The sequence below is a fragment of the Streptomyces sp. NPDC093586 genome (genome assembly GCF_044764905.1).
Classification (GTDB): Bacteria; Actinomycetota; Actinomycetes; order Streptomycetales; family Streptomycetaceae; genus Streptomyces.
Genome location: NZ_JBIWJA010000019.1, coordinates 72,481 through 95,126, shown reverse-complemented (window position 1 = coordinate 95,126; position 22,646 = coordinate 72,481). Strand labels below are relative to the sequence as shown.

Sequence of the window (22,646 nt, the reverse complement as noted above, 5' to 3'; positions counted from 1 at the left end):
GGTCAGCCGACCGTCACGAAGTGGTCGCCGCGCGGGGCGAGATGGCCGATGACGGGCGCGCCGGGGATCTCCCCGGCGACGAGGAGGCCTCCGGAGGTCTGGGCGTCGGCGAGCAGCAGCCGTTCCTCCTCGCCGACGGCGGGCCCGAAGCGGGTGTGCGGGGCGACCCAGTCGAGATTGCGCCGGGTACCGCCGCTGACGTGGCCGTCGCGCACGGCCTCGCGGGCTCCGTCGAGGTAGGGGACGGCGGCCGGGTCGAGGACGGCCGTGACGCCGCTGGCCCGGGCCAGTTTGTAGAGGTGGCCGAGGAGCCCGAAGCCGGTGACGTCGGTGGCACAGACGGCGCCCGCGGCGAGGGCGGCGCGCGAGGCGGCGGCGTTGAGCGTGGTCATGGCCGCCACCGCCGCGGGGAAGCGCTCACCGGTCGCCTTGTGCCGGGTGTTCAGTACACCGATGCCGAGCGGCTTGGTCAGCGACAGCGGCATCCCGGGGCGGCCCGCGTCGTTGCGCAGCAGTCGCTCGGGGTCGGCCTGCCCGGTGACGGCGAGCCCGTACTTGGGTTCCGGGTCGTCGATGCTGTGCCCGCCGGCGAGATGGCAGCCGGCCTCGGCGGCCGTGTCGGCGCCGCCGCGCAGCACCTCGGCGGCCAGTTCCATCGGCAGGGTCTCGCGCGGCCAGGCCAGCAGGTTGACGGCGACGACGGGGGTGCCGCCCATCGCGTAGACGTCGGACAGCGCGTTGGCCGCGGCGATCCGGCCCCAGTCGTAGGCGTCGTCGACGACGGGGCCGAAGAAGTCGGTGGTCATGACGAGGGTGCCGGTGGCGGTGGTGACCACGGCGGCGTCGTCGCCGTTCTCGGTGCCGACCAACAGCTCGCCCAGGGGCCGCGGGCCACTCGTGCCGGCCGGGACGGCGGCCATGACGGTCTCCAGCTCACCGGGCGGGATCTTGCAGGCGCAGCCGCCGCCGCGCGCGTACTGGGTGAGCCGGATCGTTGTCGCGCTGTTCAACACCGTTTTCCTGTCTGTGCGTTGTGCGTTTCCGTGCATACGTACTCAGGTGCCGGTCCCGGTCGGCGTGTGACGTAAGGTGTCCGCGGAGGCGTCAGGGTTCCTGGTGGGCCTCCCCGCCTTCAAAGCGGGAGGGGCGGAGCAGCTCCGCCCGGCGGGTTCGATTCCCGTCCGCCTCCGCCGGGTGCGCCGGGGCGCGCGGCTGGTCGCCGTGCGCCCCGGCGTGAATCCGTCAGACCAGCAGCCGGCCCATGTCCTTGGCCGTCGGCTGGACCTTGATGCTCTCGCCGTCGCCGAAGACGCGGACCGGCTCGCTGCTGCGGGTCATCGACCCGGCCGCGACCATGCGGACCGCCGGGTCGATGTCCAGGCGGTCGTCCGCGGTGAGCCGGTGGACGGCGAAGACCTCCTGCGGTGATCCGTCCGACGCGACGCCGAGCGCCACGTACACGAGGCGGGTACCGTCCGTCTTCTCGTCGACGAACGCCACCCCCCTGTCGGTGGGAGTACGAGTCATCGTGCGTTTTCCTTCCGAGCCGAAGTGGATGCGCCGGCCGCCGCGTCGTCGTGCGTCCGCTCGTGGAGCGGATCGATGTCGGCGACCGTCGCCTCGAACAGCACGTTCTTCCAGTCGCCCCTGTACGGGAACAGGCCACTGGTGGTGCGGATCCCCAGCTTCGACGGAACGCGGGAGGCGCGGATGTGGCTCTGCGCCTCCCCCATCGCGTACATGCTCTCCAGCGTCCGCCAGAGAGTCACGCTGAGGACCGTGCGGTCTTTCCAGAGCACGACCGGTGCGGCGCCCACGAACCCGGGGGCGACGCGCCGGACCTCTCTCTTGATGCGCATGTGCATGAGCAGCACGACGACCACGTTCAGCGCCGTGCGGCATTCGAAGCGGGTGAGGGCGATGTGCCCCCGGGAGTCCCGGGCCGTGGTGTAACTGTTCATTGCCAGGCCGTCCAGACCGTGTAGGCACCCAGGAGCACGAGACCGAGACCGGCCGCGCGCCGCATCCACGGGAACCAGGGCCGTACGCGGTCTCCGAACTGGGTGAGGGGAACAAGGGACCAGGTGACGCTGCGCACCGTCACGGCCGCCACCCCCACCAGCGCCATGCCGACGAGCAGCAGCGGCGAGGATCCGGGGTGCAGCAGCACGGCTGCCGCGAGCACACCCCAGGTCAGGGAGGTCGACTTCTGTGTGGTGAACAGCAGGCCGAGATCGAAGCCCCAGGTCAGACCGAGCATGCCGGGCGGCATGGTCCGGACGTGTTCCTGCGGCACCTGCCGCCAGATGTGCGGCGTACGGTTCGCCAGGTCGGCGACGCCGAACACCACCAGGGCCACTGCGGTGATCGTCCGACGCCATGACGTGTCGGCGACCAGGGCGACGCCCTGCCCGAGCACGTACACGGCCAGGGACATGAGGCCCGCGGCAATGACCTCTCCCACCGCCAGACTCACGAGGAACCGGCTACCACTCGATCCGCTTCGCTTCAGCATCGGGCCGGCGACCCCGGCCATCGACTGGCCTCAAGGGCTGAAGACTTGCAGGATCGCCGCGACGCCGGCGATCACGAGCCAGGTCACCATGCGGTGTTGACTCCTTCGTGTCCAGGTCGGGGACGCGGGGCGCCCTCGGACCGCATCGTTCAGTGGTGAACCGTCCGGTGGCGACCGGTCAGTTGTAACGGCACTCGAAGGCCGACTTGACGTTGCCGGGCGTCTCGCAGCAGCTGCAGTGCAGGGTGCCGCTCATCGAACAGCTCCACAGGTAGCCGAGGTGGGCACGGCAGTACGTCATCGTGGTGTAGCCCGACGTGCCCGGCGGGTGGGCGAGGTTGCAGCAGTTGTCGCTGTCGGCCGCGGCGGGCGACGCGGAGCTGAAGACTCCTGCGGCGGCCACGAGTCCGCTGGCCCCGAGGCCGCCGAGTACGCGGCGCCTGCCGAGCCGGAGCTTCGGCTCGGCAGCGTCGGCGCCGGCCGTTCTGCGGGCAAAACGCATGCGGATGCTCCTGTTCTTCTTCCGGACATGGATTCTTCTTCTGGGTTCGGGATCCGCGGCGGCCGCCGCGGACCACGTCGGTGGGCGCGTACGCGCGTCAGGCAGCGGCGCGGGCGGTGCCGGCCGGACGCACCTCGCGCAGCAGGTCGGCGACGGAGGTGAAGAGGTACCCCTCGCTCAGCACGCCGTTGTCGAAGACGAGCGCGGTCGGGCTCTGGGTCACGGAGAAGGAGCCCGCGACCCAGCCGCCCCGCTCGTCGACGTACGTGGGGATGTCCGTCAGCCCGTTGCGCCGGGCGAACTCCTCGCCGTCCGCCCGTTCGGCGCAGGAGATCGCGACGCCGACCGTGCCCGCCATGCCCGCGAGGGCACCCTCGGATATCTGCGTGGCGACCTTGGCACAGGTGGCGCAGACGGTGCTCAGCACGAGGACGACGACGCGGGATCCGGTGTCCAGGGCCCTGAGGGGCTCGGGCCAGTCGTCCACCACGGCGCCGAGGCGGTACTCCTCCAGCGGGGAGACCGCCGTCGAGGCGGCCGGGGCGGCGCCCGTGGTGCGGGCCGCGAGTTCGCCCATCATCGCGAAGAGCAGGACGACGGCAGCGGTCAGAAGCAGCAGTGCGCAGGCCAGAACGATCGTCATCAGGCAGATCCCCATCTGCGAAGGAAGGAGCGGTAGGCGGTCGCCGCGGCCGCCCGGTGCGTGACCAGGAGCCAGCCGCTGGAGACGGCGGAGGTGAGTGTGGCCGCGGTCGCGGCCGAGCCGGCGTCGGGCGTGGCGAGGAGGCCTACAAGTGCCACCGCGGCGAAGGCCAGACCGGTGATCATGTTGGCGGCGCCGAGCGGCTTGTCGTTGTCCACGCCGAAGCAGCCGCACGGGCGGTCGCTGCCGCGGAGCCGGCCCGCCGCGCCGAGTGCGGCGAAGGAGAGACCGAGCACGGCGACGGCCCCGTATCCGACGGGGCGGGCGGTCGGGGACACCAGCAGGACGAGCGTGGCCAGTTCGAGTAACGCGACCAGGCGGACGACGCCGTCAGGCGGCCGTAGTCGTCCCCCCGCGAGCTCCTGGAGAGCCGAGGCCGCGACGGCGGGGCCGACGATTTTCGCCGCGGCCGCCCGGAGAAGAACAGCGGCCACTCCGGCATTCACTAAAGACATGGACATGCCAAATTGCGACAAAATGGCTCCCTGCCACGCAGTGCACGATATTCCCACCGGACTTCGATGCGGGCGCTCCCGACACATTCGGAATAACGCGCCCCTGGAGGACCGGCATGAATCATCATGCCCACGGCAAACAGGGGAGTCAATGAGTTATCGAGCACCCTCCCCACCCGAAATCCCGCCTTCCGTCCTCATGTTTATTTCTTCGGAAAAAGGGCCCCGGGGCGGCCGGAACTGCGATAGACGAGTCCCCCGACATACACAAAGAGGGTGCCCGGCGTCGTCTTGACACCGGGCACCCTCTGTCAGAGGAGACCGTCAGGCACGGCCTGCCGAACGCTGGGTCCTGCGGGTGACCGCGTCGATGACGACGGTCGCCAGCAGCACGCCACCGGTGATCATGTACTGGACCGGCGAGGCGATGCCCTGCAGGGCGAGGCCGTACTGGATCGAGATGATGACCATCACACCGAGCAGCGCGTCCCAGGTGCGGCCGCGGCCGCCGAAGAGGGACGTGCCGCCGATCACGGCCGCGGCGATGACGTTCATCAGGAACTCGCCGGTGCCCGCGCCCTGGTTGGCGGAGGCGATCTTCGAGGCGACGAAGAGGCCGCCTATCGCGGCGAAGGTGCCGGCGATCGCGAAGACCGAGATGCGGACGAGGTCCACGTTGATGCCGGCCCTGCGGGACGCCTCGACGCTGCCGCCGAGTGCGTAGATCTTGCGGCCGTAGGCGGTGCGGCGCAGCACGAAGTCCGTGAGCGCCAGGAACGCCAGGAAGATCACCACGGCCAGGGGCAGGCCCTTGTACTGGTTGAAGACGAACGCCACGACGAAGGCCAGCACGGCGAGCAGCACGGTGCGGACGATGATCTCGTTCAGCGGCCGGGACGGCACGCCGGCGGCCGCCCGGCGGCGGTTGTCGAAGAACGCGGCGAGGAAGTACCCCGCGGTCACGACGATCGCCAGGCCGTAGGCGGCGGCCACGTCGCTGAAGTAGTAGCTGGTCAGCTTGGCGACCGCACCGTCGGCGTCCAGGTTGATCGTGCCGTTGCTGCCGAGGATCTGCAGCATGAAGCCCTGCCAGAACAGCAGGCCGGCCAGGGTCACGGCGAAGGCCGGGACGCCGATCTTCGCGAAGATGAAGCCGTGGACGGCGCCGGCCACGGTGCCCGTGAGGACGGCCAGCACCAGGGCCAGTACCTCGTTCATCCCGTGCGTGACGCTCAGCACCGCGAAGGTGGCGCCGGCGACACCGCTGACCGAGCCGACCGACAGGTCGATCTCGCCGAGCAGCAGCACGAAGACGATGCCGACGGCGATCATGCCGGTGCCGACCATGGCGATCGACATGTCGGAGAAGTTGCCGGCGGTGAGGAAGTTGGAGTTCAGGCTGGTGAAGATGGCCCAGATGATCAGCAGGCCGACGACGACCGGGAGGGACCCGAGGTCGCCCGCCTTCATCTTCCGCTTGAACTCACCGACGTAGCCCGCGAATCCCTGCTCGCGCACCAGCAGCCGGGGGTCGACCGTGGGGACCGCGGCGGATGCGGCTTCGGGGTTCTCGACCGTATTGTCCCCGGCGGGGGTGGAGGTCTTGTCGATGCTCACTTCTTGATCTCCCCATTGGTGCGCGCCGCACGACGGGTCACGGCGTTGTCCGTGGCGCCCGTGATGGCGGAGATGATCTCTTCCTGCGAGGTCGACTTGACCTCGAAGACGCCGTTGTTGCGGCCGAGGCGCAGGACGGCGACCTTGTCGGCGACCGCCTTGACATCGGCCATGTTGTGGCTGATGAGGATGACGGCGTGACCGCGCTCGCGCAGCCGCTCGACCAGGTCGAGGACCTGCGCGGTCTGCTCGACACCGAGGGCGGCGGTGGGCTCGTCGAGGATGACCAGCTTGGGCTCGCCGAGCATGGAGCGGGCGATCGCCACGACCTGGCGCTGACCGCCGGAGAGCGAGGCGATCGGGATGCGGACGCTGGGGATGCGGATGGACAGCGTGTCCAGCAGCTCGCGGGAGCGGCGCTCCATCTCCACCTCGTCCAGGACGCCGCGCTTGCGCAGCTCCCGGCCGAGGTAGAGGTTGCCGACGACGTCGATGTTGTCGCACAGCGCGAGGTCCTGGTAGACGGTCGCGATGCCGAGGTTCTGGGCGTCGTTCGGCTTGTTGATGGTGACGGCCTTGCCGTCCCACTCGATGACGCCTTCATCGATGGGGTGCACGCCGGCGATCGTCTTGACCAGCGTGGACTTTCCGGCGCCGTTGTCGCCCACCAGGGCGACCACCTCACCGGCGTGGACCTCAAGCTCTACATCGGTGAGCGCCTGGACGGCACCGAATCGCTTGGAGACCCCGCGCAACGCCAGCACGGGCGTAGCGGACACGTGAACCATCTCCTTCGCCGCCTGACCCGGCGGGAGGTTGTGCAGAAAGACTGGGTGGGTGGGCGGGGGATGCCCGCCGGGTGTTCCGTCCGGCACCCCGCTTAGCTTGCGGGGCTGATGGGTGCGGGGCGCCGGAGGAAGCTGCGTGCAGCCGGTCCCGTACGCGCTCACGGCGGTACGGGAAGCGGGGCCGCCTACTTCAGGCCGGCCTTGTCGCAGGCGGCCTTGTACTTGTCCGAGCAGATCTCGTCGAGGGTGTAGAAACCCTCCTTGATGACGGTGTCCTTGATGTTGTCCTTGGTCAGCGAGACGACCGGGATGAGCACCGTCGGGACGCCCTTGGTGGTGGCGCTGTCGACCTTGGTCTTGGCGATGGAGTCCACACCCTTGCCCTGGGCGAGGGCGACGGCCATCTCGGCGGCGACCGTGGCCTCCTGCGGGTAGGACTTGTAGACGCTCATGTACTGCTCACCGGTGAGGATGCGCTGCACGCCCGCGAGTTCGGCGTCCTGGCCCGTGATCGGGATGTTGTTGATGCCGGCGGCCTTCAGGGCGGTGTTGATGCCGCCCGCCATGCCGTCGTTGGCGGAGTAGACGCCGATGATCTTGTCCTTGCCGAGGGCGGAGATGGCGCCCTCCATGTTGGCGTTGGCGTTCTCCGGCTTCCACTCCTTGGTGTCGTAGGAGCGGCCGATGTTCACCTTGTCCTTGAGGACGGAGAGTGCGCCCTCCTTGAACTGGGCGGCGTTCGGGTCCGTGGAGGAACCGTTCATCATGACGATCTGGCCGCTCTTGGCCTTGTCGCCCAGCGCCTTCAGCAGGGCCTCGCCCTGGGTCTTGCCGACGGTCACGTTGTCGAACGAGGTGTAGGCGTCGATCGGGCCCTCGGCGAGGCGGTCGTAGGCGACGACCTTGATGCCCTGGTCCTTGGCCTTCTTGATCGAGCTGGCGATGGACTTGGAGTTCACCGCGTCCACGATCAGCACGTCGACCTTGTTGGTCACCATCGTGTCGACCTGCTGCGACTGCAGCGTGGGGTCCTGCTTGGCGTTGGCGTAGACGACCTCGCCCTTGTTGTTCGTGAGCTCCTTGACCTTCTTCTCGATCAAGGGCTTGTCGAACTTCTCGTACCGCGCGTTCTGGTTCTCCGGAAGGAGCAGACCGACCTTGATGTCGTCGCCCTTCTTGGCGGCGGAACCGGACGAGTCGCTCTTGTCGCCGGACTCCTTGGCGCTGCCGCAGGCGGCGAGCGAGGCGGCCATCGCGGTGGCGGCAACGGCGACGGCGGCACGACGCATACGCGTGTTCACTTCAGAAACCTCCCTGACGAGGCCGCGTCGTTGCGGCCGAGGTGGCTGGAAGTCAACTCGGCCACACGTGCGACGTCAAGAAGTAAATCCTTAACGAGATGGCAACGGTGCCATCCGTTCTCTAAGTGAAGGCAGGGGTCGCCACGGACAGGGCGCCGGCCGCACTTCCGTCCAAAAGCGTCGAATCGCCCATCTCGCTGAGGGCCAGGGCGAGCGCGCCGAGGACCTCCGCACGCCCCCCAAGTGCCCCGGGGAGAACGGAGAGTTGGCGCGCCGCACTGGGGATGGCGTAGCGGCCGACGGACTCCCTTATCGGGCCGAGCACCAGCTCACCGGCCTCGGCGAGATCGCCGCCGAGGACCACACGGCTCGGGTTGAGCAGGTTGCAGAGATTGGCGACCCCGCTGCCGATGTGGCGGCCGACGTCGGCGATCACCCGGCGGCAGCCCGGGTCGCCGTCCCGCGCCAGCCGCACGACGCCTTCCATCGTCAGGTCCGTGCCGTGGCTCGGCTGGAGCAGCGGGAGCACGTAGCGCGCGGACGCGAAGGTCTCCAGGCAGCCGCGGTTCCCGCAGCGGCAGACGGGACCGGCCTCGTCCAGCGTGATGTGTCCGATCTCACCCGCGGTGCCGCCCGGCCCGCGGTAGATCTTGCCGCTGATCACCAGACCGGCTCCGACGCCGCTGGCGACCTTGATGTACGCCAGGTCGCGCACGCCCCGGCCGCTGCCCCAGACCAGCTCGCCGAGGGCGCCGAGGTTGGCGTCGTTGTCCACGTGCACGGGCACGCCGAGCCGCCCCCGCAGCTCCTCGGCGGGCCGGGTGCCGCCCCAGCCGGGCAGGATGGCGGTCGAGCCCAGCGTCCCGGACTCCACGTCGATCGGGCCGGGCACGCCGAGACCCACGCCCGCGATCTTGGACCGGTCGACGCCGGTGGCCTCGATCAACCGGCTGACCAGCTGTTCCGCGCGGTCGAAGCCCTGCGCCGCGGACGCGTCGACGTCCAGCGGCTCGGACTCCTCGGCGAGTACCTGGTGGGCCAGGTTCCCGACCGCGACACGCAGGTGCGTGTGCCCGAAGTCGACGCCGATGACGATGCCGGCGTCCCCGCTCAGCGAGACGCTGCGGGCCCGGCGGCCGCCCGCCGAGGTGGGCGTGACCTCGACGGTCCCGCCGTCCTTCAGTTCCCGGACGATGTTCGAGACGGTCGCCGCGGACAGACCCGTCGTCCTCGCGATCTCCGCCTGCGTGAGCGACCCGGCGAGCCGTACCGCTCGTACGACCCGTTCCAGGTTGGCTCGGTGCAGCGACGACTGCGACCCGGGAGTCTCCACGACGACCTCCTGCGCACGGGACCGCTTCGATGAGGCCCCGTCTATGTCCAACTAGTGAACTCTAAGCTGAGCCGTTCGGGTCGCCTCCCGTCAAGAGGTTGAACCGCATCCGGGTGCCCCGCACACGCACACGTATGCCGCCCCCGGATTCCGGGAGCGGCATGCGCGAGGGCCGGGGCGGGGTTACTTCAGGGCGCCCGCCGTGAGGCCCTGGACCACCTGGCGCTGGAAGACGATGTACGCGGCGAGCACCGGCAGCATGGCCATCACCAGGCCCGCGAACAGTCCGGACCAGTCGCCCTTGTAGCCCTGGCTGACCGCGAGTTGGACCAGGCCCTGGGTGAGGACGTGCTTGTCCGGGTCGGTGTTCAGCACGGTGGGCAGCATGTACTGGTTCCACTGCCCGAGGAAGTTGAAGATCCCCACGCTGATCAGGCCGGGCTTGGCCATCGGCAGCATGACCTGGAAGAACGTCCGGGTGTGGGAGGCCCCGTCCACGAACGCCGCCTCCGCCACCGAACTCGGCAGGGTCCGGAAGAACCCGGTCAGGAAGAACACCGTGAAGGGCAGCGAGTAGGCGATGTAGACGAGGATCAGCCCGTGGATGGTGTTCAGCAGCCCCATGTTGTCCACCACGTAGAACAACGGGACCAGCGCGAGCATGATCGGGAAGCTCATGCCGCCGATGAACAGGTAGTAGATGAACCGGTTGCCCGGGAAGTCGAACCGGGCGAGCACGTAGGCCGCCATGGAGCCGAGCACCAGGGTGCCGACGAGCGAGCCGCCGACCACCAGGACGGTGTTGAGGAAGTAGTCGCTCATGTGGGCCTGGGACCAGGCCCGCGACCAGTTGTCGAAGTGCAGCCTGTCGGGCAGCGACCAGGGCGAGCCGAAGATGGAGGCGTCGTCCTTGAAGGAGGTCATCACCGCCCACACCAGCGGCATCCCGACCATGATCGCCCAGATGACGAGGACGCCGTGGGAGAAGACGTTGAGGGTGGTGCCCTCCTTCTTCGCCCCGGTCGGTCCGCCGGGCGGGAGCTCGGTCTTGCGGACGGCAGCGCCGGACTCGGCCGGCACGGGCGCGGGGGTCTCGGTCGTCTTCATGATCAGTACTCCAGCCGCTCGCGCCGGCCCAGTCGCATCACGACGGCGGCGAAGGCCAGCGTGACGACGAGCAGGGCGACGCCGATCGTGGTGGCGTAGGCGGCCTGACCGTCACGGAACGCCTTCTGGTACACGTACAGGACCATGACGGTGGTCGAGTAGTCGGGGCCGCCGGGGCCGGTCGTCATGATCTGTACGACCGCGAACGACTCGGCGCCGAGCGCGAGGATGCCCATGTAGACCCAGCCGGACTGCACGGTGTCCCACAGCAGCGGCAGGGTGACCTTGAAGAAGGTCGTCGCGCGGTTCGCCCCGTCCAGCAGCGCGGCCTCGTACAGCTCTCCCGGGATGGAGGCCATGCCCGCGGAGAACAGGACCACGAAGAAGCCGACCGTGGACCAGACGAGCACCGCCATCACGCACCACAGGGCCAGGTTCGGATCGCCCAGCCACAGCGGCTGGACCGAGCCGAGGCCGACGCCCCGCAGCAGCGAGTTGATCGCGCCGCTGTCCGGGTTGTACGCGAACGCGAACAGCAGGGCGACGATCGCGATGGACAGCACCTGCGGGAAGAAGTAGACGATCTTGTAGAAGCCGGAGCCGCGGACACCGGTGATCGCCGGCCCGCCGCGGCGGCGGCGTCCGCCCACATTGATCATGAAGGCGAAGAACAGCGCCAGGCCGAGGGTCACCAGCGGCACCAGCAGGGCGAACATCACGCTGTGCTGCAACGACTTCCAGAAGATGTCGTCGTCGAGCATCCGTGAGTAGTTGTCGAAGCCGACCATCTCGAACTCGGGACTCAGTCCCGTCCAGTTCGTGAACGAGTAGTAGATGGACTGGACGAACGGCCAGACGACGAAGAGCGCGTACAGTCCCAGGGGGACCGCCAGGAACCCCACGATGAACCGGTACTTGCCGTGCTGCATTGCTACCGACCCCGATCTGCGCGCGGGTGGCGCCGCCGGGGCCCGGCCGGCAACGGGGTTGCGGCCGGGCCCTGGTGACGCGCCCTCACTGGTGCTTGTAGTGCTTGATCGAATCGTCCTTGGCGGCCTCGTCGGCGTAGCCCTGGATCTTCTTGACGGCCTCGGCCGGGGTGAGCCGGCCGGCCATCATCTCGCCGAGCCCGCCGACGCCGATCTTCTCCTTCTGGAGCTGCACGTACCAGTCCTGCAGACGCGGGTTCACCACGTTCTCGCCGGCCAGTTCCAGCGCCGCCACACCGGACTTGAGGCCCGGGGTCAGCTCGATGCCCTCGGTCCCGCCGTTGAGGGCGGTCAGCGACTTCACCTTGGACGTGAAGTTCTTCGAGGACGCCTCGCTCAGCATGATGCGCAACTGCTCCATGCCGCCGGCGCCGTTGGCCGCCTTGGCCGGGACGACGAAGGGCTCGCCGCCGGAGGCCCAGATGGTGCCGAACGGCATCTTGTCGGAGGAGTCGATGCCGGGCGGGGCCGAGACGGAGAGCTGGAAGTCCGCGGGGATGACCTTCGCGGACTCGTTCTCCACCCAGGAGCCGTTCGGGATGAACAGCGCGTCGCCCTTGGCCCACGCGGTCTGCGACTGGATGTGGTCCAGGCCCGGGGTGCCCTTGAGGACGTAACCCTTCTTGTAGAGCTCGTAGTAGGCCTCGAAGACGGTCTTGACCGCCGGGTGCTTCCAGGCGTTCGGCTCGAGGTTGTCGATGGCGTCGAGCACCTCGACACCGCCGACCTTGGCGATCATCGGGTACATCGAGAAGGGCAGGTAGTACGGGTACTTGCCGGCGTAGGTCCAGCCGGCCATGCCCTTCTTCTTCGCCTTCTCGCAGACGGCGAGCATCTCGTCCCAGGTCTTCGGGTACTCGGCGTCGAGGGAGTCCAGGGCCTTCTGGGAGTACCAGTTGCCGTACACCGTGTAGGCGTAGTACAGGATCCAGACCTTCTCGCCGTCGAACTGGCCCATCTCCACGATGCCGGGGCGCAGCGTGTCGCGGACCTTCTTGTTCGGGTCGTCGTAGGAGGGGGCGTCCAGCAGCGGGGTGAGGTCGGCGAGCTGGTTCTTGCCGACGAGGACGCCCATGTCCATCTGTTCGGCACCGGAGTTGTCGACGAGGTCGGGCGGGTTGCCGCCGTTGAAGCGCGGCTGCAGCGTGGACTGGATCTTCTGGGTGGCGGCGAACTTCACCTTGGCCTTGGGGAAGTTCTGCTCGTAGAGCTTGACGGCGTCCTCGGCGTACTCCTTGCCGAAGCCGCCGTCGAAGAGCACGAACTCCATCTGGGCGGTCTCGTTGACGGCCAGGGGGTTCTTGGCGGTCTTCTTGCCGGACTCGGCCTTCTTCTGGTCGTCCCCGCCGCCGCTCGCGCAGGCGGACAGGACGCTCATGGCCGGCACGGAGATCAGGCCGAGCGCGGCGGACCGCTTGATCAGATCGCGGCGGCCGACGCCCGTTCGGTTGTTCTCGGCGGAAGTGGATCCCATGCTCAAGTCCTCGCCTTCTCCAGGACTCAGGCGGTGAACCGGATCCTCCCCGGCACCGCGATCGGGTCACGCTGGGTCGTGCAGGAAGTGCGGGTACTGCTCTGCGGGCGCCTTTGGTGGTGTGCTTTCGCGGTTCCCCCACGGATCTCCCGATGGCCGACAGGTATAGTCCACTTCCGGTCGACGGAGCAAGATCGAATGCATGGTTCCCGGCACGTCTTTTCCGAGTTGAGACCTGGCGGAAATATGAGCGGCCGGTGCGCTCCCGGAAGGAAATCCCACGGGCATCGCATCCGCACGCCACAGTCAACGCCCTTGACATCACTGGCCCCTTCACGCGCTACTGTTCCTTGCGCTGCGAATCTGACAACGTTGTCCGTTCCCCCGGAAAGCACTTCCGGGGACGCAGGGAGGGTGCTGGAACATGCGGTACGGAGTTCGGCACAGATGGGGTCCGGCGGTCGTGCTGACGACCGCCTTCGCACTGGCGGTGGGCGCACAGGGGGCCGCGGTCGCGCTGCCCTCGGCGCCCACCGCCCCCGACCGGGAGTTCGCGTCCTCCTTCGAGGCGGACGACCCGGCTCCGGACTGGACCGACACGGTGGAGACCGCCCCGGACGGCGGCAAGCGGGCCGCGGGCGTCGACGGCGGGTACAGCACGGGCATACCCGGCAACGTCACCGGCCACGTCACCGGCGTACGGGCGAGCGCCGAGAACACCGGCGGCGGCGAGGTGAAGGAGAACCTCGTCGACAACGAGCCGGGCACCAAGTGGCTGACCTTCGCGAAGACCGGCTGGGCCGAGTTCGACCTGGACGAGCCGGCGAGGATCACGAAGTACGCGCTCACCTCGGCCAACGACCACGCCGAACGCGACCCGGCGGACTGGACGCTCCAGGGCTCGGCGGACGGCAGGAACTGGCGGACGCTCGACAGCCGCTCCGGAGAGTCCTTCGGCGAACGGTTCCGGACGAAGACGTACGATCTCGCCCAGCCGGCCGAGTACCGGCACTTCCGGCTGGACGTCACGAAGAACAACGGCGGGGACATCCTCCAGCTCGCCGACGTGCAGCTGTCCACCGGCGGCAGCGACACGCCCGTCCCCGAGGACATGCTCTCCCACGTCGACAAGGGCCCCTCCGGCTCACCGACGGCCAAGGCGGGCGCCGGCTTCACCGGCAAGCGGGCCCTGCGCTACGCGGGCCGGCACACGGCCGGCGGGCGGGCCTACTCGTACAACAAGGTCTTCGACGTCGATGTGAAGGTCGACCGCCGCACCGAGCTGTCGTACAAGATCTTCCCGTCGATGGCCGACGGCGACCTCGACTACGACGCCACCAACGTCTCCGTCGACCTCGCCTTCACCGACGGCACCTACCTCAGCGACCTCGGGGCGACCGACAGCCACGGCTTCCCGCTGACACCGCGCGGACAGGGCGGGTCGAAGGTGCTGTACGTCAACCAGTGGAACGCCGTCGAGTCGGGCATCGGCTCGGTCGCCGCCGGCAAGACCGTCGACCGGATCCTGGTGGCGTACGACTCCCCCGAGGGACCGGCGAAGTTCCGGGGCTGGCTGGACGACGTGGCCATCGGACCGGCCGAGCCCGAGCGGCCCGAGGCCCATCTGTCCGACTACGCGCTGACCACGCGCGGCACCCACTCCAGCGGCAGCTTCTCGCGCGGCAACAACTTCCCCGCGACGGCCGTCCCGCACGGCTTCAACTTCTGGACGCCGGTGACCAACGCCGGGACGACCAGCTGGATCTACGAATACGCGCGCGGCAACAACGACGACAACCTGCCCACCCTGCAGGCGTTCGCCGCGAGCCACGAACCGAGCCCGTGGATGGGCGACCGGCAGACCTTCCAGGTGATGCCGTCGGCCGCCGCCGGCACTCCGGACACCGGCCGGGACGCCCGTGAGCTGGCCTTCCGGCACGAGAACGAGACCGCACGGCCGTACTACTACGGGGTGCGGTTCGAGAACGGCCTCAAGGCCGAGATGGCGCCGGCCGACCACGCCGCGATGATGCGCTTCACCTACCCCGGCGACGACGCGAGCGTCATCTTCGACAACGTCGAGGACAAGGGCGGCCTGACGCTGGACAAGGAGAACGGCACCTTCACCGGCTACTCGGACGTCAGGTCCGGCGGCTCGGCGGGCGCCACCCGCCTCTTCGTCTACGGCGAGTTCGACAGCAAGGTCACCGGCGGCGACTCCAGCGGCGTCAAGGGCCACCTGCGCTTCGACGCCGGCCGGGACCGCACCGTGACGCTGCGCATCGCGACCTCGCTGATCGGCGTCGACCAGGCGAAGGACAACCTGCGCCAGGAGATCCCGGAGCGGGCCTCCTTCGACAAGGTCAAGCGGGACGCCCAGAGGCAGTGGGACCGCATCCTCGGCAAGGTCGAGGTGGAGGGCGCCACGCGGGACCAGCTGACCACCCTGTACTCCAGCCTCTACCGGCTGTACCTGTACCCGAACGCGGGCCACGAGAAGGTCGGCGGGACGTACAAGTACGCCTCCCCGTTCTCCAAGGCGGTCAAGGAGAACACACCGACGGAGACGGGCGCCAAGGTCGTGGACGGCAAGGTGTACGTCAACAACGGCTTCTGGGACACCTACCGGACCACCTGGCCGGCGTACTCCTTCCTCACCCCCGCCAAGGCCGGTGAGCTGGTCGACGGGTTCGTGCAGCACTACAAGGACGGTGGCTGGACCTCGCGCTGGTCCTCTCCCGGCTACGCCGACCTGATGACCGGCACGTCCAGCGACGTCGCCTTCGCCGACGCGTACGTCAAGGGCGTCGGCTTCGACGCGAAGGCGGCGTACGACGCGGCCGTGAAGAACGCCACCGTCGTGCCGCCGTCCTCGGGCGTGGGCCGCAAGGGCATGGCGACCTCGCCGTTCCTCGGCTACACCTCCACCGAGACGCACGAGGGCCTCTCCTGGGCGCTGGAGGGCTACCTCAACGACTACGGCATCGCGAAGATGGGCGAGAAGCTCTACCGCGAGACCGGCGAGAAGCGCTACCAGGAGGAATCCGCCTACTTCCTGAACCGCGCCCGGGACTACGTCAACCTGTTCGACGCGAAGGCCGGTTTCTTCCAGGGCAAGGACGCGTCGGGCAAGTGGCGGGTCGACTCGGAGAAGTACGACCCGCGCGTGTGGGGCCACGACTACACCGAGACCAACGGCTGGGGCTACGCCTTCACCGCCCCGCAGGACAGCCGCGGTCTGGCCAACCTGTACGGCGGCCGGGGCGGCCTCGCCGACAAGCTCGACGAGTACCTCGCCACGCCCGAGACCGCCTCGCCCGAGCTGAAGGGCTCCTACGACGGCGTCATCCACGAGATGACCGAGGCGCGGGACGTCCGGATGGGCATGTACGGGCACTCCAACCAGGTCGCCCACCACGCCCTGTACATGTACGACGCGGCCGGGCAGCCGTACAAGACGCAGAAGAACGTCCGCGAGGTGCTCCAGCGGCTCTACACCGGCAGCGAGATCGGGCAGGGCTACCACGGCGACGAGGACAACGGCGAGCAGTCGGCCTGGTTCCTCTTCTCCTCCCTGGGCTTCTACCCGCTGGTGATGGGCAGCGGCGAGTACGCCATCGGCTCCCCGCTGTTCACCAAGGCGACCGTCCACCTGGAGAACGGGCGGAAGCTGGTCGTCAAGGCACCGAGGAACAGCCCGAAGAACGTCTACGTGCAGGGTCTGAAGGTCGACGGCAAGCGCTGGACGTCCACTTCGCTCCCCCACTCGCTGATCGCCGGGGGCGGTGTCCTGGAGTTCGACATGGGCGCGAAGCCGTCGGCGTGGGGCACCGGCAAGGACGCGGCGCCGGTGTCGATCACCCGGGACGACCGGGTGCCGACGCCGCGCGCGGACGTCCTCGCGGGTGACGGCGCCCTGTTCGACGACACCTCGGCGACGGGCGCCGCCGTGACCTCGGTCGACCTGCCGGTGTCCGGGAAGGCCTCGAAGGCGCTCCAGTACACCCTGACCTCCTCGGCGGACCGGACGAAGGCCCCCACCGGCTGGAAGCTCCAGGGGTCCTCCGACGGCGCGACGTGGCGCACCCTGGACCAGCGCTCCGGCGAGTCCTTCGCCTGGGACCGGCAGACCAGGGCGTTCTCGGTGAGGTCGCCGGGCACGTACGCGAAGTACCGCCTCGTCCTCGATGGCGAGCACACGCTGGCGGAGGTGGAACTGCTGGCGTGAGCCGGACGCGGGGGTGGCGGGTCCGGGCTCGTGGCCTGAACCCGCCACCCCCGCGTGTCGCCCCGTTCCCCGGACGTGACGGATGCACCAGAATGGGCGGGCGTCACCGGCCGGCGCCGGACGGCGCACGGTCATCGCGCGGTCGTCGGAGGGGGAGCACGTGCGGACGAGCATCGGCAAGCGGTTCACGGGACTGGCCACGGGGGCGCTGCTGGCGACGGGGGCCCTGGTCGCGACGGCCGCGCCGGCCCAGGCCTACGATCCCGATCCCGCCGTCGCCACGTACTACCGCGACACCGGCACCTGCCCGTGCAGCGGCGGCAGTCTCACCGACCCGTTCGACGGCACCTCCTTCGCGCAGGACGCGGGCGGCACCGCCGTCAAGATGGAGCTGACCGCCGCGGGTTCGTTCGTCGGCAAGGTCGAGTTCCACCCGAACGACGAGAAGCTCTGGGTCTACGACACCAGGAACGACGGCGACACCTTCTACGCGGCCGTCGGCTACTCGTCCGGCGGCTCGTACCACGACCTGGGCACCTTCTCCGCGCCGGGGACCTCTCAGACCGTGGACCTCACGGTGAAGGACTTCGACATCCCGGAGGGCGCGTACGTCGACATCACGCTGTACGACGGGGCCGGCCGCACCGACTACATCGCCGCGGCTCGCGGCACGGGCGCGGCGGTCGCCTGACGCCCGGACGACCCGTGTGACGCCCGGGCCGCCCCGTGGCAACGCCCGAGGGCCGCACCCCCGTCGCCGGGGGTGCGGCCCTCAACCGTTGTGCGCCGCCGCCTAGTTGCGGATCAGGCTGCGCAGCACGTACTGCAGGATGCCGCCGTTGCGGTAGTAGTCGGCCTCGCCGGGGGTGTCGATGCGGACGACCGCGTCGAACTCGACGCCCGTGTCGGTGGTGACCTTCACCGTGCGCGGGGTGGTGCCGTCGTTCAGCTCGGTGACGCCGGAGACGGAGAAGGTCTCCTCGCCGGTCAGGCCGAGGGAGGCCGCGGACTGGCCCTCCGGGAACTGCAGCGGCAGGACGCCCATGCCGATGAGGTTCGAGCGGTGGATGCGCTCGTAGGACTCGGCGATGACGGCCTTGACGCCGAGGAGCGCGGTGCCCTTGGCGGCCCAGTCGCGGGACGAGCCGGAACCGTACTCCTTGCCGGCCAGGACGACGAGCGGGATGCCCTGCTCGATGTAGTTGCGGGAGGCGTCGTAGATGAACGACACCGGACCGCCGTCCTGGGTGAAGTCGCGGGTGTAGCCGCCCTCGGTGCCCGGCGCGATCTGGTTGCGCAGGCGGATGTTGGCGAACGTACCGCGGATCATGATCTCGTGGTTGCCGCGGCGCGAGCCGTAGCTGTTGAAGTCGCGGCGCTCGACGCCGTGCTCCGTGAGGTACTTGCCCGCCGGGGTGTCGGCCTTGATGGCACCGGCCGGGGAGATGTGGTCGGTGGTGACCGAGTCGCCGAGCTTGGCGAGCACCCGGGCGCCGGTGATGTCCTCGACCGGGGCCGGCTCCATGCCCATGCCCTCGAAGTACGGGGGCTTGCGCACGTAGGTGGACTCGGTGTCCCACTCGAAGGTGTCGCCGGTGGGGATCGGCAGCGCCTGCCACTGGGCGTCGCCCGCGAAGACGTCGCTGTAGGACTTGGCGAACATGTCCTCGCCGATGGCGTTGGCGACGACCTCGTTGACCTCGGCCTCGGAGGGCCAGATGTCCTTCAGGAAGACCGGGTTGCCGTCCTGGTCGGCGCCCAGGGCGTCCTTGGTGATGTCCACCTTCATGGAACCGGCGATCGCGTAGGCGACGACCAGCGGCGGGGACGCCAGGTAGTTCATCTTGACGTCGGGGTTGATGCGGCCCTCGAAGTTCCGGTTGCCGGAGAGGACCGAGGTGACGGCGAGGTCGTGGTCGTTGACGGCCTTGGAGACCTCGTCCGGCAGCGGGCCGGAGTTGCCGATGCAGGTGGTGCAGCCGTAACCGACCAGGTTGAAGCCGACCTTGTCGAGGTACGGGGTCAGGCCCGCCTTCTCGAAGTAGTCGGTGACGACCTTGGAGCCCGGGGCGAGGGTGGTCTTGACCCACGGCTTGCGGGTCAGGCCCTTCTCGACCGCCTTCTTGGCCACCAGGGCGGCGGCGACCATGACGTACGGGTTGGAGGTGTTGGTGCAGGAGGTGATGGCCGCGACCGTCACCGCACCGTGGTCCAGCTCGTAGGTCGTGCCGTCGGGGGCGGTGACCGGGACCGGGTTGGACGGCACGCCGTTGGTGACGGCGGGGGCGTCGGAGGCCGGGAAGGACTCCTGGCCCGCCTCGTCCACGCTGTCGACGTAGTTGCGCACGTCCTGCTTGAACTGCTCGGCGGCGTTGGCGAGGACGATGCGGTCCTGCGGGCGCTTCGGGCCGGCGATGGAGGGCACGACCGTGGAGAGGTCGAGCTCCAGCTTCTCGGAGAAGTCGGGCTCGGCGGCCGGGTCCAGCCAGAGGCCCTGCTCCTTGGCGTACGCCTCGACGAGCGCGACCTGCTGCTCGGAGCGGCCGGTCAGGCGCAGGTAGTTCAGCGTCTCGTCGTCGATCGGGAAGATCGCGGCGGTGGAGCCGAACTCCGGCGACATGTTGCCGATGGTGGCGCGGTTGGCCAGCGACGTGGCGGCGACGCCCTCGCCGTAGAACTCGACGAACTTGCCGACGACGCCGTGCTTGCGCAGCATCTCGGTGATCGTGAGGACGAGGTCGGTGGCGGTGGTGCCGGGCTGCAGCTCGCCGGTGAGCTTGAAGCCGACGACGCGCGGGATCAGCATGGAGACCGGCTGGCCGAGCATGGCGGCCTCGGCCTCGATGCCGCCGACGCCCCAGCCGAGGACGCCGAGGCCGTTGACCATGGTGGTGTGCGAGTCGGTGCCGACCAGGGTGTCGGGGTAGGCCTTGCCGTCGCGGATCATGACGACGCGGGCCAGGTGCTCGATGTTCACCTGGTGGACGATGCCGGTGCCGGGCGGGACGACCTTGAACTCGTCGAAGGCGGTCTGGCCCCAGCGCAGGAACTGGTAGCGCTCCTTGTTGCGGCCGTACTCCAGGTCGACGTTCTGCTTGAAGGCGTCGTTGGTGCCGAACTTGTCGGCGATCACGGAGTGGTCGATGACCAGCTCGGCCGGGGCCAGCGGGTTGATCTTCGCCGGGTCGCCGCCGAGCTCCTTGACGGCCTCGCGCATGGTGGCGAGGTCGACGACGCAGGGCACGCCGGTGAAGTCCTGCATGATCACGCGGGCGGGCGTGAACTGGATCTCCTGCGACGGCTGGGCCTGCGAGTCCCAGCCGCCGAGGGCGCGGATGTGGTCGGCGGTGATGTTCGCGCCGTCCTCGGTGCGGAGCAGGTTCTCCAGCAGCACCTTCAGGCTGTAGGGAAGGCGCGCGGAGCCCTCGACCTTGTCCAGCCGGAAGATCTCGTACGACTCGTCGCCCACCTGCAGCGTGCTGCGGGCGTCGAAGCTGTTCGCCGACACGACAGTCTCCTTCATTGATGTGCGCGTACCACCGCATCCTGCCGCCGCGTCGCCCCGACCGATCCGCTAAGGTAGGGCTAAGTTAGGTAACCCTTACTGTCAGACCCGGTAGCGGCGTGCGGCTGCGGTGCGCCTCGGCAGATATCTCGATGTCGAGATAACTCTAGTACATAGGGGCGGACTGGTCATGCCCGGGCGCGGTGTGGCGTGCACCCCACCCGAGTGACCCGGACGGCCATCTCCACGCCGAACCGGGGTATCCGACGTATGCCGGGCGCTCCCGGCACGACTCGGAAGGGGGCACGATGCCGCTCACGTTCCGCAAGAGCTTCCGGATCCTCCCCGGAGTGCGGCTGAACCTCAACAAACGTTCGTGGTCCATCACGACCGGTGGCCGAAGCGGCCCGCGCCACACGCGCAGCAGCACGGGGCGGCGCACGACGTCGATGGATCTGCCGGGGCCTTTCGGGTGGCGTCGCACGACCACCGCGAAGCGCCGCTGACCCGCTCCTGACGCCGCATCACCCGAACAGACCCCCCTGAGAGGCACCATCTCATATCTGAGATAGCCTCAACCTCATGGCAGACGACTACCTCGTACGCATCGGCAAGCTCATCCGTGACGCCCGGCAGCACCGTGGCTGGACGCAGGCACAGCTCGCGGAGGCGCTCAACACCAGTCAGAGCGCCGTCAACCGCATCGAGCGCGGCAACCAGAACATCAGCCTTGAGATGATCGCCCGTATCGGCGAAGCGCTGGACAGCGAGATCGTCTCCCTGGGCTACGCGGGCCCGATGCACCTGCGCGTGGTCGGCGGCCGCCGCCTGTCCGGCGCCATCGACGTCAAGACCAGCAAGAACGCCTGCGTGGCCCTGCTGTGCGCCTCGCTGCTCAACAAGGGGCGCACGGTGCTGCGCCGGGTCGCCCGCATCGAGGAGGTCTACCGCCTCCTGGAGGTCCTGAACTCCATCGGCGTGCGCACCCGCTGGGTCAACGACGGCACCGACCTGGAGATCGTGCCCCCGGCCGAGCTGGACATGGAGGCCATCGACGCCGAGGCCGCCGTCCGCACCCGCTCCATCATCATGTTCCTGGGCCCGCTGCTGCACCGCATGGACCGCTTCCGGCTGCCCTACGCCGGCGGCTGCGACCTCGGCACGCGCACCATCGAGCCGCACATGATCGCCCTGCGCCGGTTCGGCCTGGACGTCGCCGCGACCGAGGGCCACTACCACGCGGTGGTCGACCGCGGCGTGCGCCCGGACCGCCCGATCGTGCTGACCGAGCGGGGCGACACGGTCACCGAGAACGCGCTCCTCGCGGCCGCCCGGCACGACGGCGTCACCGTCATCCGCAACGCCTCGTCCAACTACATGGTCCAGGACCTGTGCTTCTTCCTGGAGGCCCTGGGCGTCAAGGTCGAGGGCATCGGCACCACCACGCTCACCGTGCACGGCCTGCCGGTCATCGACGTCGACGTGGACTACTCCCCCTCCGAGGACCCGGTGGAGGCGATGAGCCTGCTGGCCGCCGCCGTCGTGACGGAGTCGGAGCTGACGGTGCGTCGCGTCCCCATCGAGTTCCTGGAGATCGAGCTGGCGGTCCTCGAGGAGATGGGCCTCGACCACGACCGCACGCCGGAGTACGTCGCGGACAACGGCCGCACGCGCCTGGTGGACCTCACCGTCCGGCCCTCCAAGCTGGAGGCGCCGATCGACAAGATCCACCCGATGCCGTTCCCCGGCCTGAACATCGACAACGTCCCGTTCTTCGCCGCGATCGCGGCCTCCGCGCAGGGCAAGACCCTCATCCACGACTGGGTCTACGACAACCGCGCCATCTACCTGACCGACCTCAACCGCCTCGGCGGGCGCCTCCAGCTCCTGGACCCCCACCGCGTCCTGGTCGAGGGCCCCACCCGCTGGCGTGCCGCCGAGATGATGTGCCCGCCGGCCCTGCGCCCGGCGGTGGTCGTCCTGCTGGCGATGATGGCGGCGGAGGGCACGTCGGTGCTGCGCAACGTGTACGTCATCAACCGGGGGTACGAGGACCTGGCGGAGCGGCTGAACTCGATCGGGGCGCAGATCGAGATCTTCCGGGACATCTGAACGTCCTCCAGGAAGAC

19 protein-coding genes and 1 tRNA gene are annotated in these 22,646 nt (G+C 69.1%); 5 read left to right on the top strand and 15 right to left on the bottom strand.

Going from position 1 to position 22,646, the window contains the following annotated elements; all coding sequences use genetic code 11:
• Window positions 1-2 precede the first annotated feature (2 nt).
• Window positions 3-1,049, bottom strand: a complete 1,047-nt coding sequence (gene selD, locus ACIRFH_RS20810) for a selenide, water dikinase SelD (RefSeq protein ID WP_403522678.1) — start codon at window positions 1,047-1,049, stop codon at window positions 3-5.
• 48 nt (window positions 1,050-1,097) lie between these two features.
• On the opposite strand from selD, the gene ACIRFH_RS20805 reads away from it, so the two are divergent.
• Window positions 1,098-1,190, top strand: a tRNA-Sec gene (locus tag ACIRFH_RS20805).
• Window positions 1,191-1,242: 52 nt separating this feature from the next.
• On the opposite strand, the gene ACIRFH_RS20800 is transcribed toward ACIRFH_RS20805, so the two are convergent.
• From ACIRFH_RS20800 to ngcE, 13 genes are all read right to left on the bottom strand, one after another.
• Entirely contained in the window at window positions 1,243-1,527 is a 285-nt protein-coding gene (locus ACIRFH_RS20800) for a hypothetical protein (RefSeq protein WP_403522675.1), read from the bottom strand.
• Window positions 1,524-1,961 (bottom strand): hypothetical protein, encoded by a 438-nt coding sequence (locus ACIRFH_RS20795; RefSeq protein WP_403522672.1) that lies wholly within the window; start codon window positions 1,959-1,961, stop codon window positions 1,524-1,526. The genes ACIRFH_RS20800 and ACIRFH_RS20795 overlap by 4 nt, the downstream gene beginning before the upstream one ends.
• Window positions 1,958-2,476 carry a hypothetical protein gene (locus ACIRFH_RS20790; RefSeq protein ID WP_403522669.1) on the bottom strand — a complete coding sequence of 173 codons (519 nt, stop codon included), beginning with the start codon at window positions 2,474-2,476 and terminating at the stop codon, window positions 1,958-1,960. The genes ACIRFH_RS20795 and ACIRFH_RS20790 overlap by 4 nt, the downstream gene beginning before the upstream one ends.
• 217 nt (window positions 2,477-2,693) lie before the next feature.
• Window positions 2,694-3,017 carry a hypothetical protein gene (locus ACIRFH_RS20785; RefSeq protein WP_403522666.1) on the bottom strand — a complete coding sequence of 108 codons (324 nt, stop codon included), beginning with the start codon at window positions 3,015-3,017 and terminating at the stop codon, window positions 2,694-2,696.
• A 97-nt stretch (window positions 3,018-3,114) separates the two neighbouring features.
• Window positions 3,115-3,660: a hypothetical protein gene (locus ACIRFH_RS20780; protein ID WP_403522663.1), complete on the bottom strand. Its 546-nt coding sequence runs from the start codon at window positions 3,658-3,660 to the stop codon at window positions 3,115-3,117.
• Window positions 3,660-4,175, bottom strand: coding sequence for a MauE/DoxX family redox-associated membrane protein (locus ACIRFH_RS20775; RefSeq protein WP_403522661.1), 516 nt, complete (start codon window positions 4,173-4,175; stop codon window positions 3,660-3,662). Before ACIRFH_RS20775 ends, ACIRFH_RS20780 begins: the two co-directional genes overlap by 1 nt.
• 324 nt (window positions 4,176-4,499) lie before the next feature.
• On the bottom strand, window positions 4,500-5,792 hold the full coding sequence (locus ACIRFH_RS20770) for a sugar ABC transporter permease (protein ID WP_403522659.1): 1,293 nt from the start codon (window positions 5,790-5,792) through the stop codon (window positions 4,500-4,502).
• Window positions 5,789-6,580, bottom strand: coding sequence for an ATP-binding cassette domain-containing protein (locus ACIRFH_RS20765; protein ID WP_403522657.1), 792 nt, complete (start codon window positions 6,578-6,580; stop codon window positions 5,789-5,791). Before ACIRFH_RS20765 ends, ACIRFH_RS20770 begins: the two co-directional genes overlap by 4 nt.
• Before the next feature lie 185 nt (window positions 6,581-6,765).
• On the bottom strand, window positions 6,766-7,869 hold the full coding sequence (locus ACIRFH_RS20760) for a sugar ABC transporter substrate-binding protein (RefSeq protein WP_403522815.1): 1,104 nt from the start codon (window positions 7,867-7,869) through the stop codon (window positions 6,766-6,768).
• Window positions 7,870-8,002: 133 nt separating this feature from the next.
• Complete coding sequence (locus ACIRFH_RS20755) at window positions 8,003-9,214, bottom strand: ROK family protein (protein WP_403522654.1); 1,212 nt, start codon at window positions 9,212-9,214, stop codon at window positions 8,003-8,005.
• Between the two features lie 183 nt (window positions 9,215-9,397).
• Window positions 9,398-10,321, bottom strand: a complete 924-nt coding sequence (locus ACIRFH_RS20750) for a carbohydrate ABC transporter permease (RefSeq protein ID WP_403522651.1) — start codon at window positions 10,319-10,321, stop codon at window positions 9,398-9,400.
• A gap of 2 nt (window positions 10,322-10,323) precedes the next feature.
• Complete coding sequence (locus tag ACIRFH_RS20745; RefSeq protein WP_403522648.1) at window positions 10,324-11,250, bottom strand: carbohydrate ABC transporter permease; 927 nt, start codon at window positions 11,248-11,250, stop codon at window positions 10,324-10,326.
• An 85-nt stretch (window positions 11,251-11,335) separates the two neighbouring features.
• Window positions 11,336-12,784, bottom strand: coding sequence for an N-acetylglucosamine/diacetylchitobiose ABC transporter substrate-binding protein (ngcE, locus tag ACIRFH_RS20740; RefSeq protein WP_403522646.1), 1,449 nt, complete (start codon window positions 12,782-12,784; stop codon window positions 11,336-11,338).
• 424 nt (window positions 12,785-13,208) lie between these two features.
• Between ngcE and ACIRFH_RS20735 the strand changes: the two genes are divergently transcribed.
• Window positions 13,209-17,012 carry a GH92 family glycosyl hydrolase gene (locus ACIRFH_RS20735; protein ID WP_403522644.1) on the top strand — a complete coding sequence of 1,268 codons (3,804 nt, stop codon included), beginning with the start codon at window positions 13,209-13,211 and terminating at the stop codon, window positions 17,010-17,012.
• Between the two features lie 160 nt (window positions 17,013-17,172).
• Window positions 17,173-17,703: a hypothetical protein gene (locus tag ACIRFH_RS20730; protein ID WP_403522640.1), complete on the top strand. Its 531-nt coding sequence runs from the start codon at window positions 17,173-17,175 to the stop codon at window positions 17,701-17,703.
• Between the two features lie 102 nt (window positions 17,704-17,805).
• On the opposite strand, the gene acnA is transcribed toward ACIRFH_RS20730, so the two are convergent.
• Entirely contained in the window at window positions 17,806-20,520 is a 2,715-nt protein-coding gene (acnA, locus tag ACIRFH_RS20725) for an aconitate hydratase AcnA (protein ID WP_403522638.1), read from the bottom strand.
• A gap of 305 nt (window positions 20,521-20,825) precedes the next feature.
• Here acnA and ACIRFH_RS20720 point away from each other — a divergent pair, with 305 nt between their 5' ends.
• Window positions 20,826-21,023: a DUF4236 domain-containing protein gene (locus tag ACIRFH_RS20720; protein ID WP_403522635.1), complete on the top strand. Its 198-nt coding sequence runs from the start codon at window positions 20,826-20,828 to the stop codon at window positions 21,021-21,023.
• Between the two features lie 76 nt (window positions 21,024-21,099).
• Window positions 21,100-22,629, top strand: coding sequence for a UDP-N-acetylglucosamine 1-carboxyvinyltransferase (locus tag ACIRFH_RS20715; protein ID WP_403522633.1), 1,530 nt, complete (start codon window positions 21,100-21,102; stop codon window positions 22,627-22,629).
• Window positions 22,630-22,646: the final 17 nt, after the last annotated feature.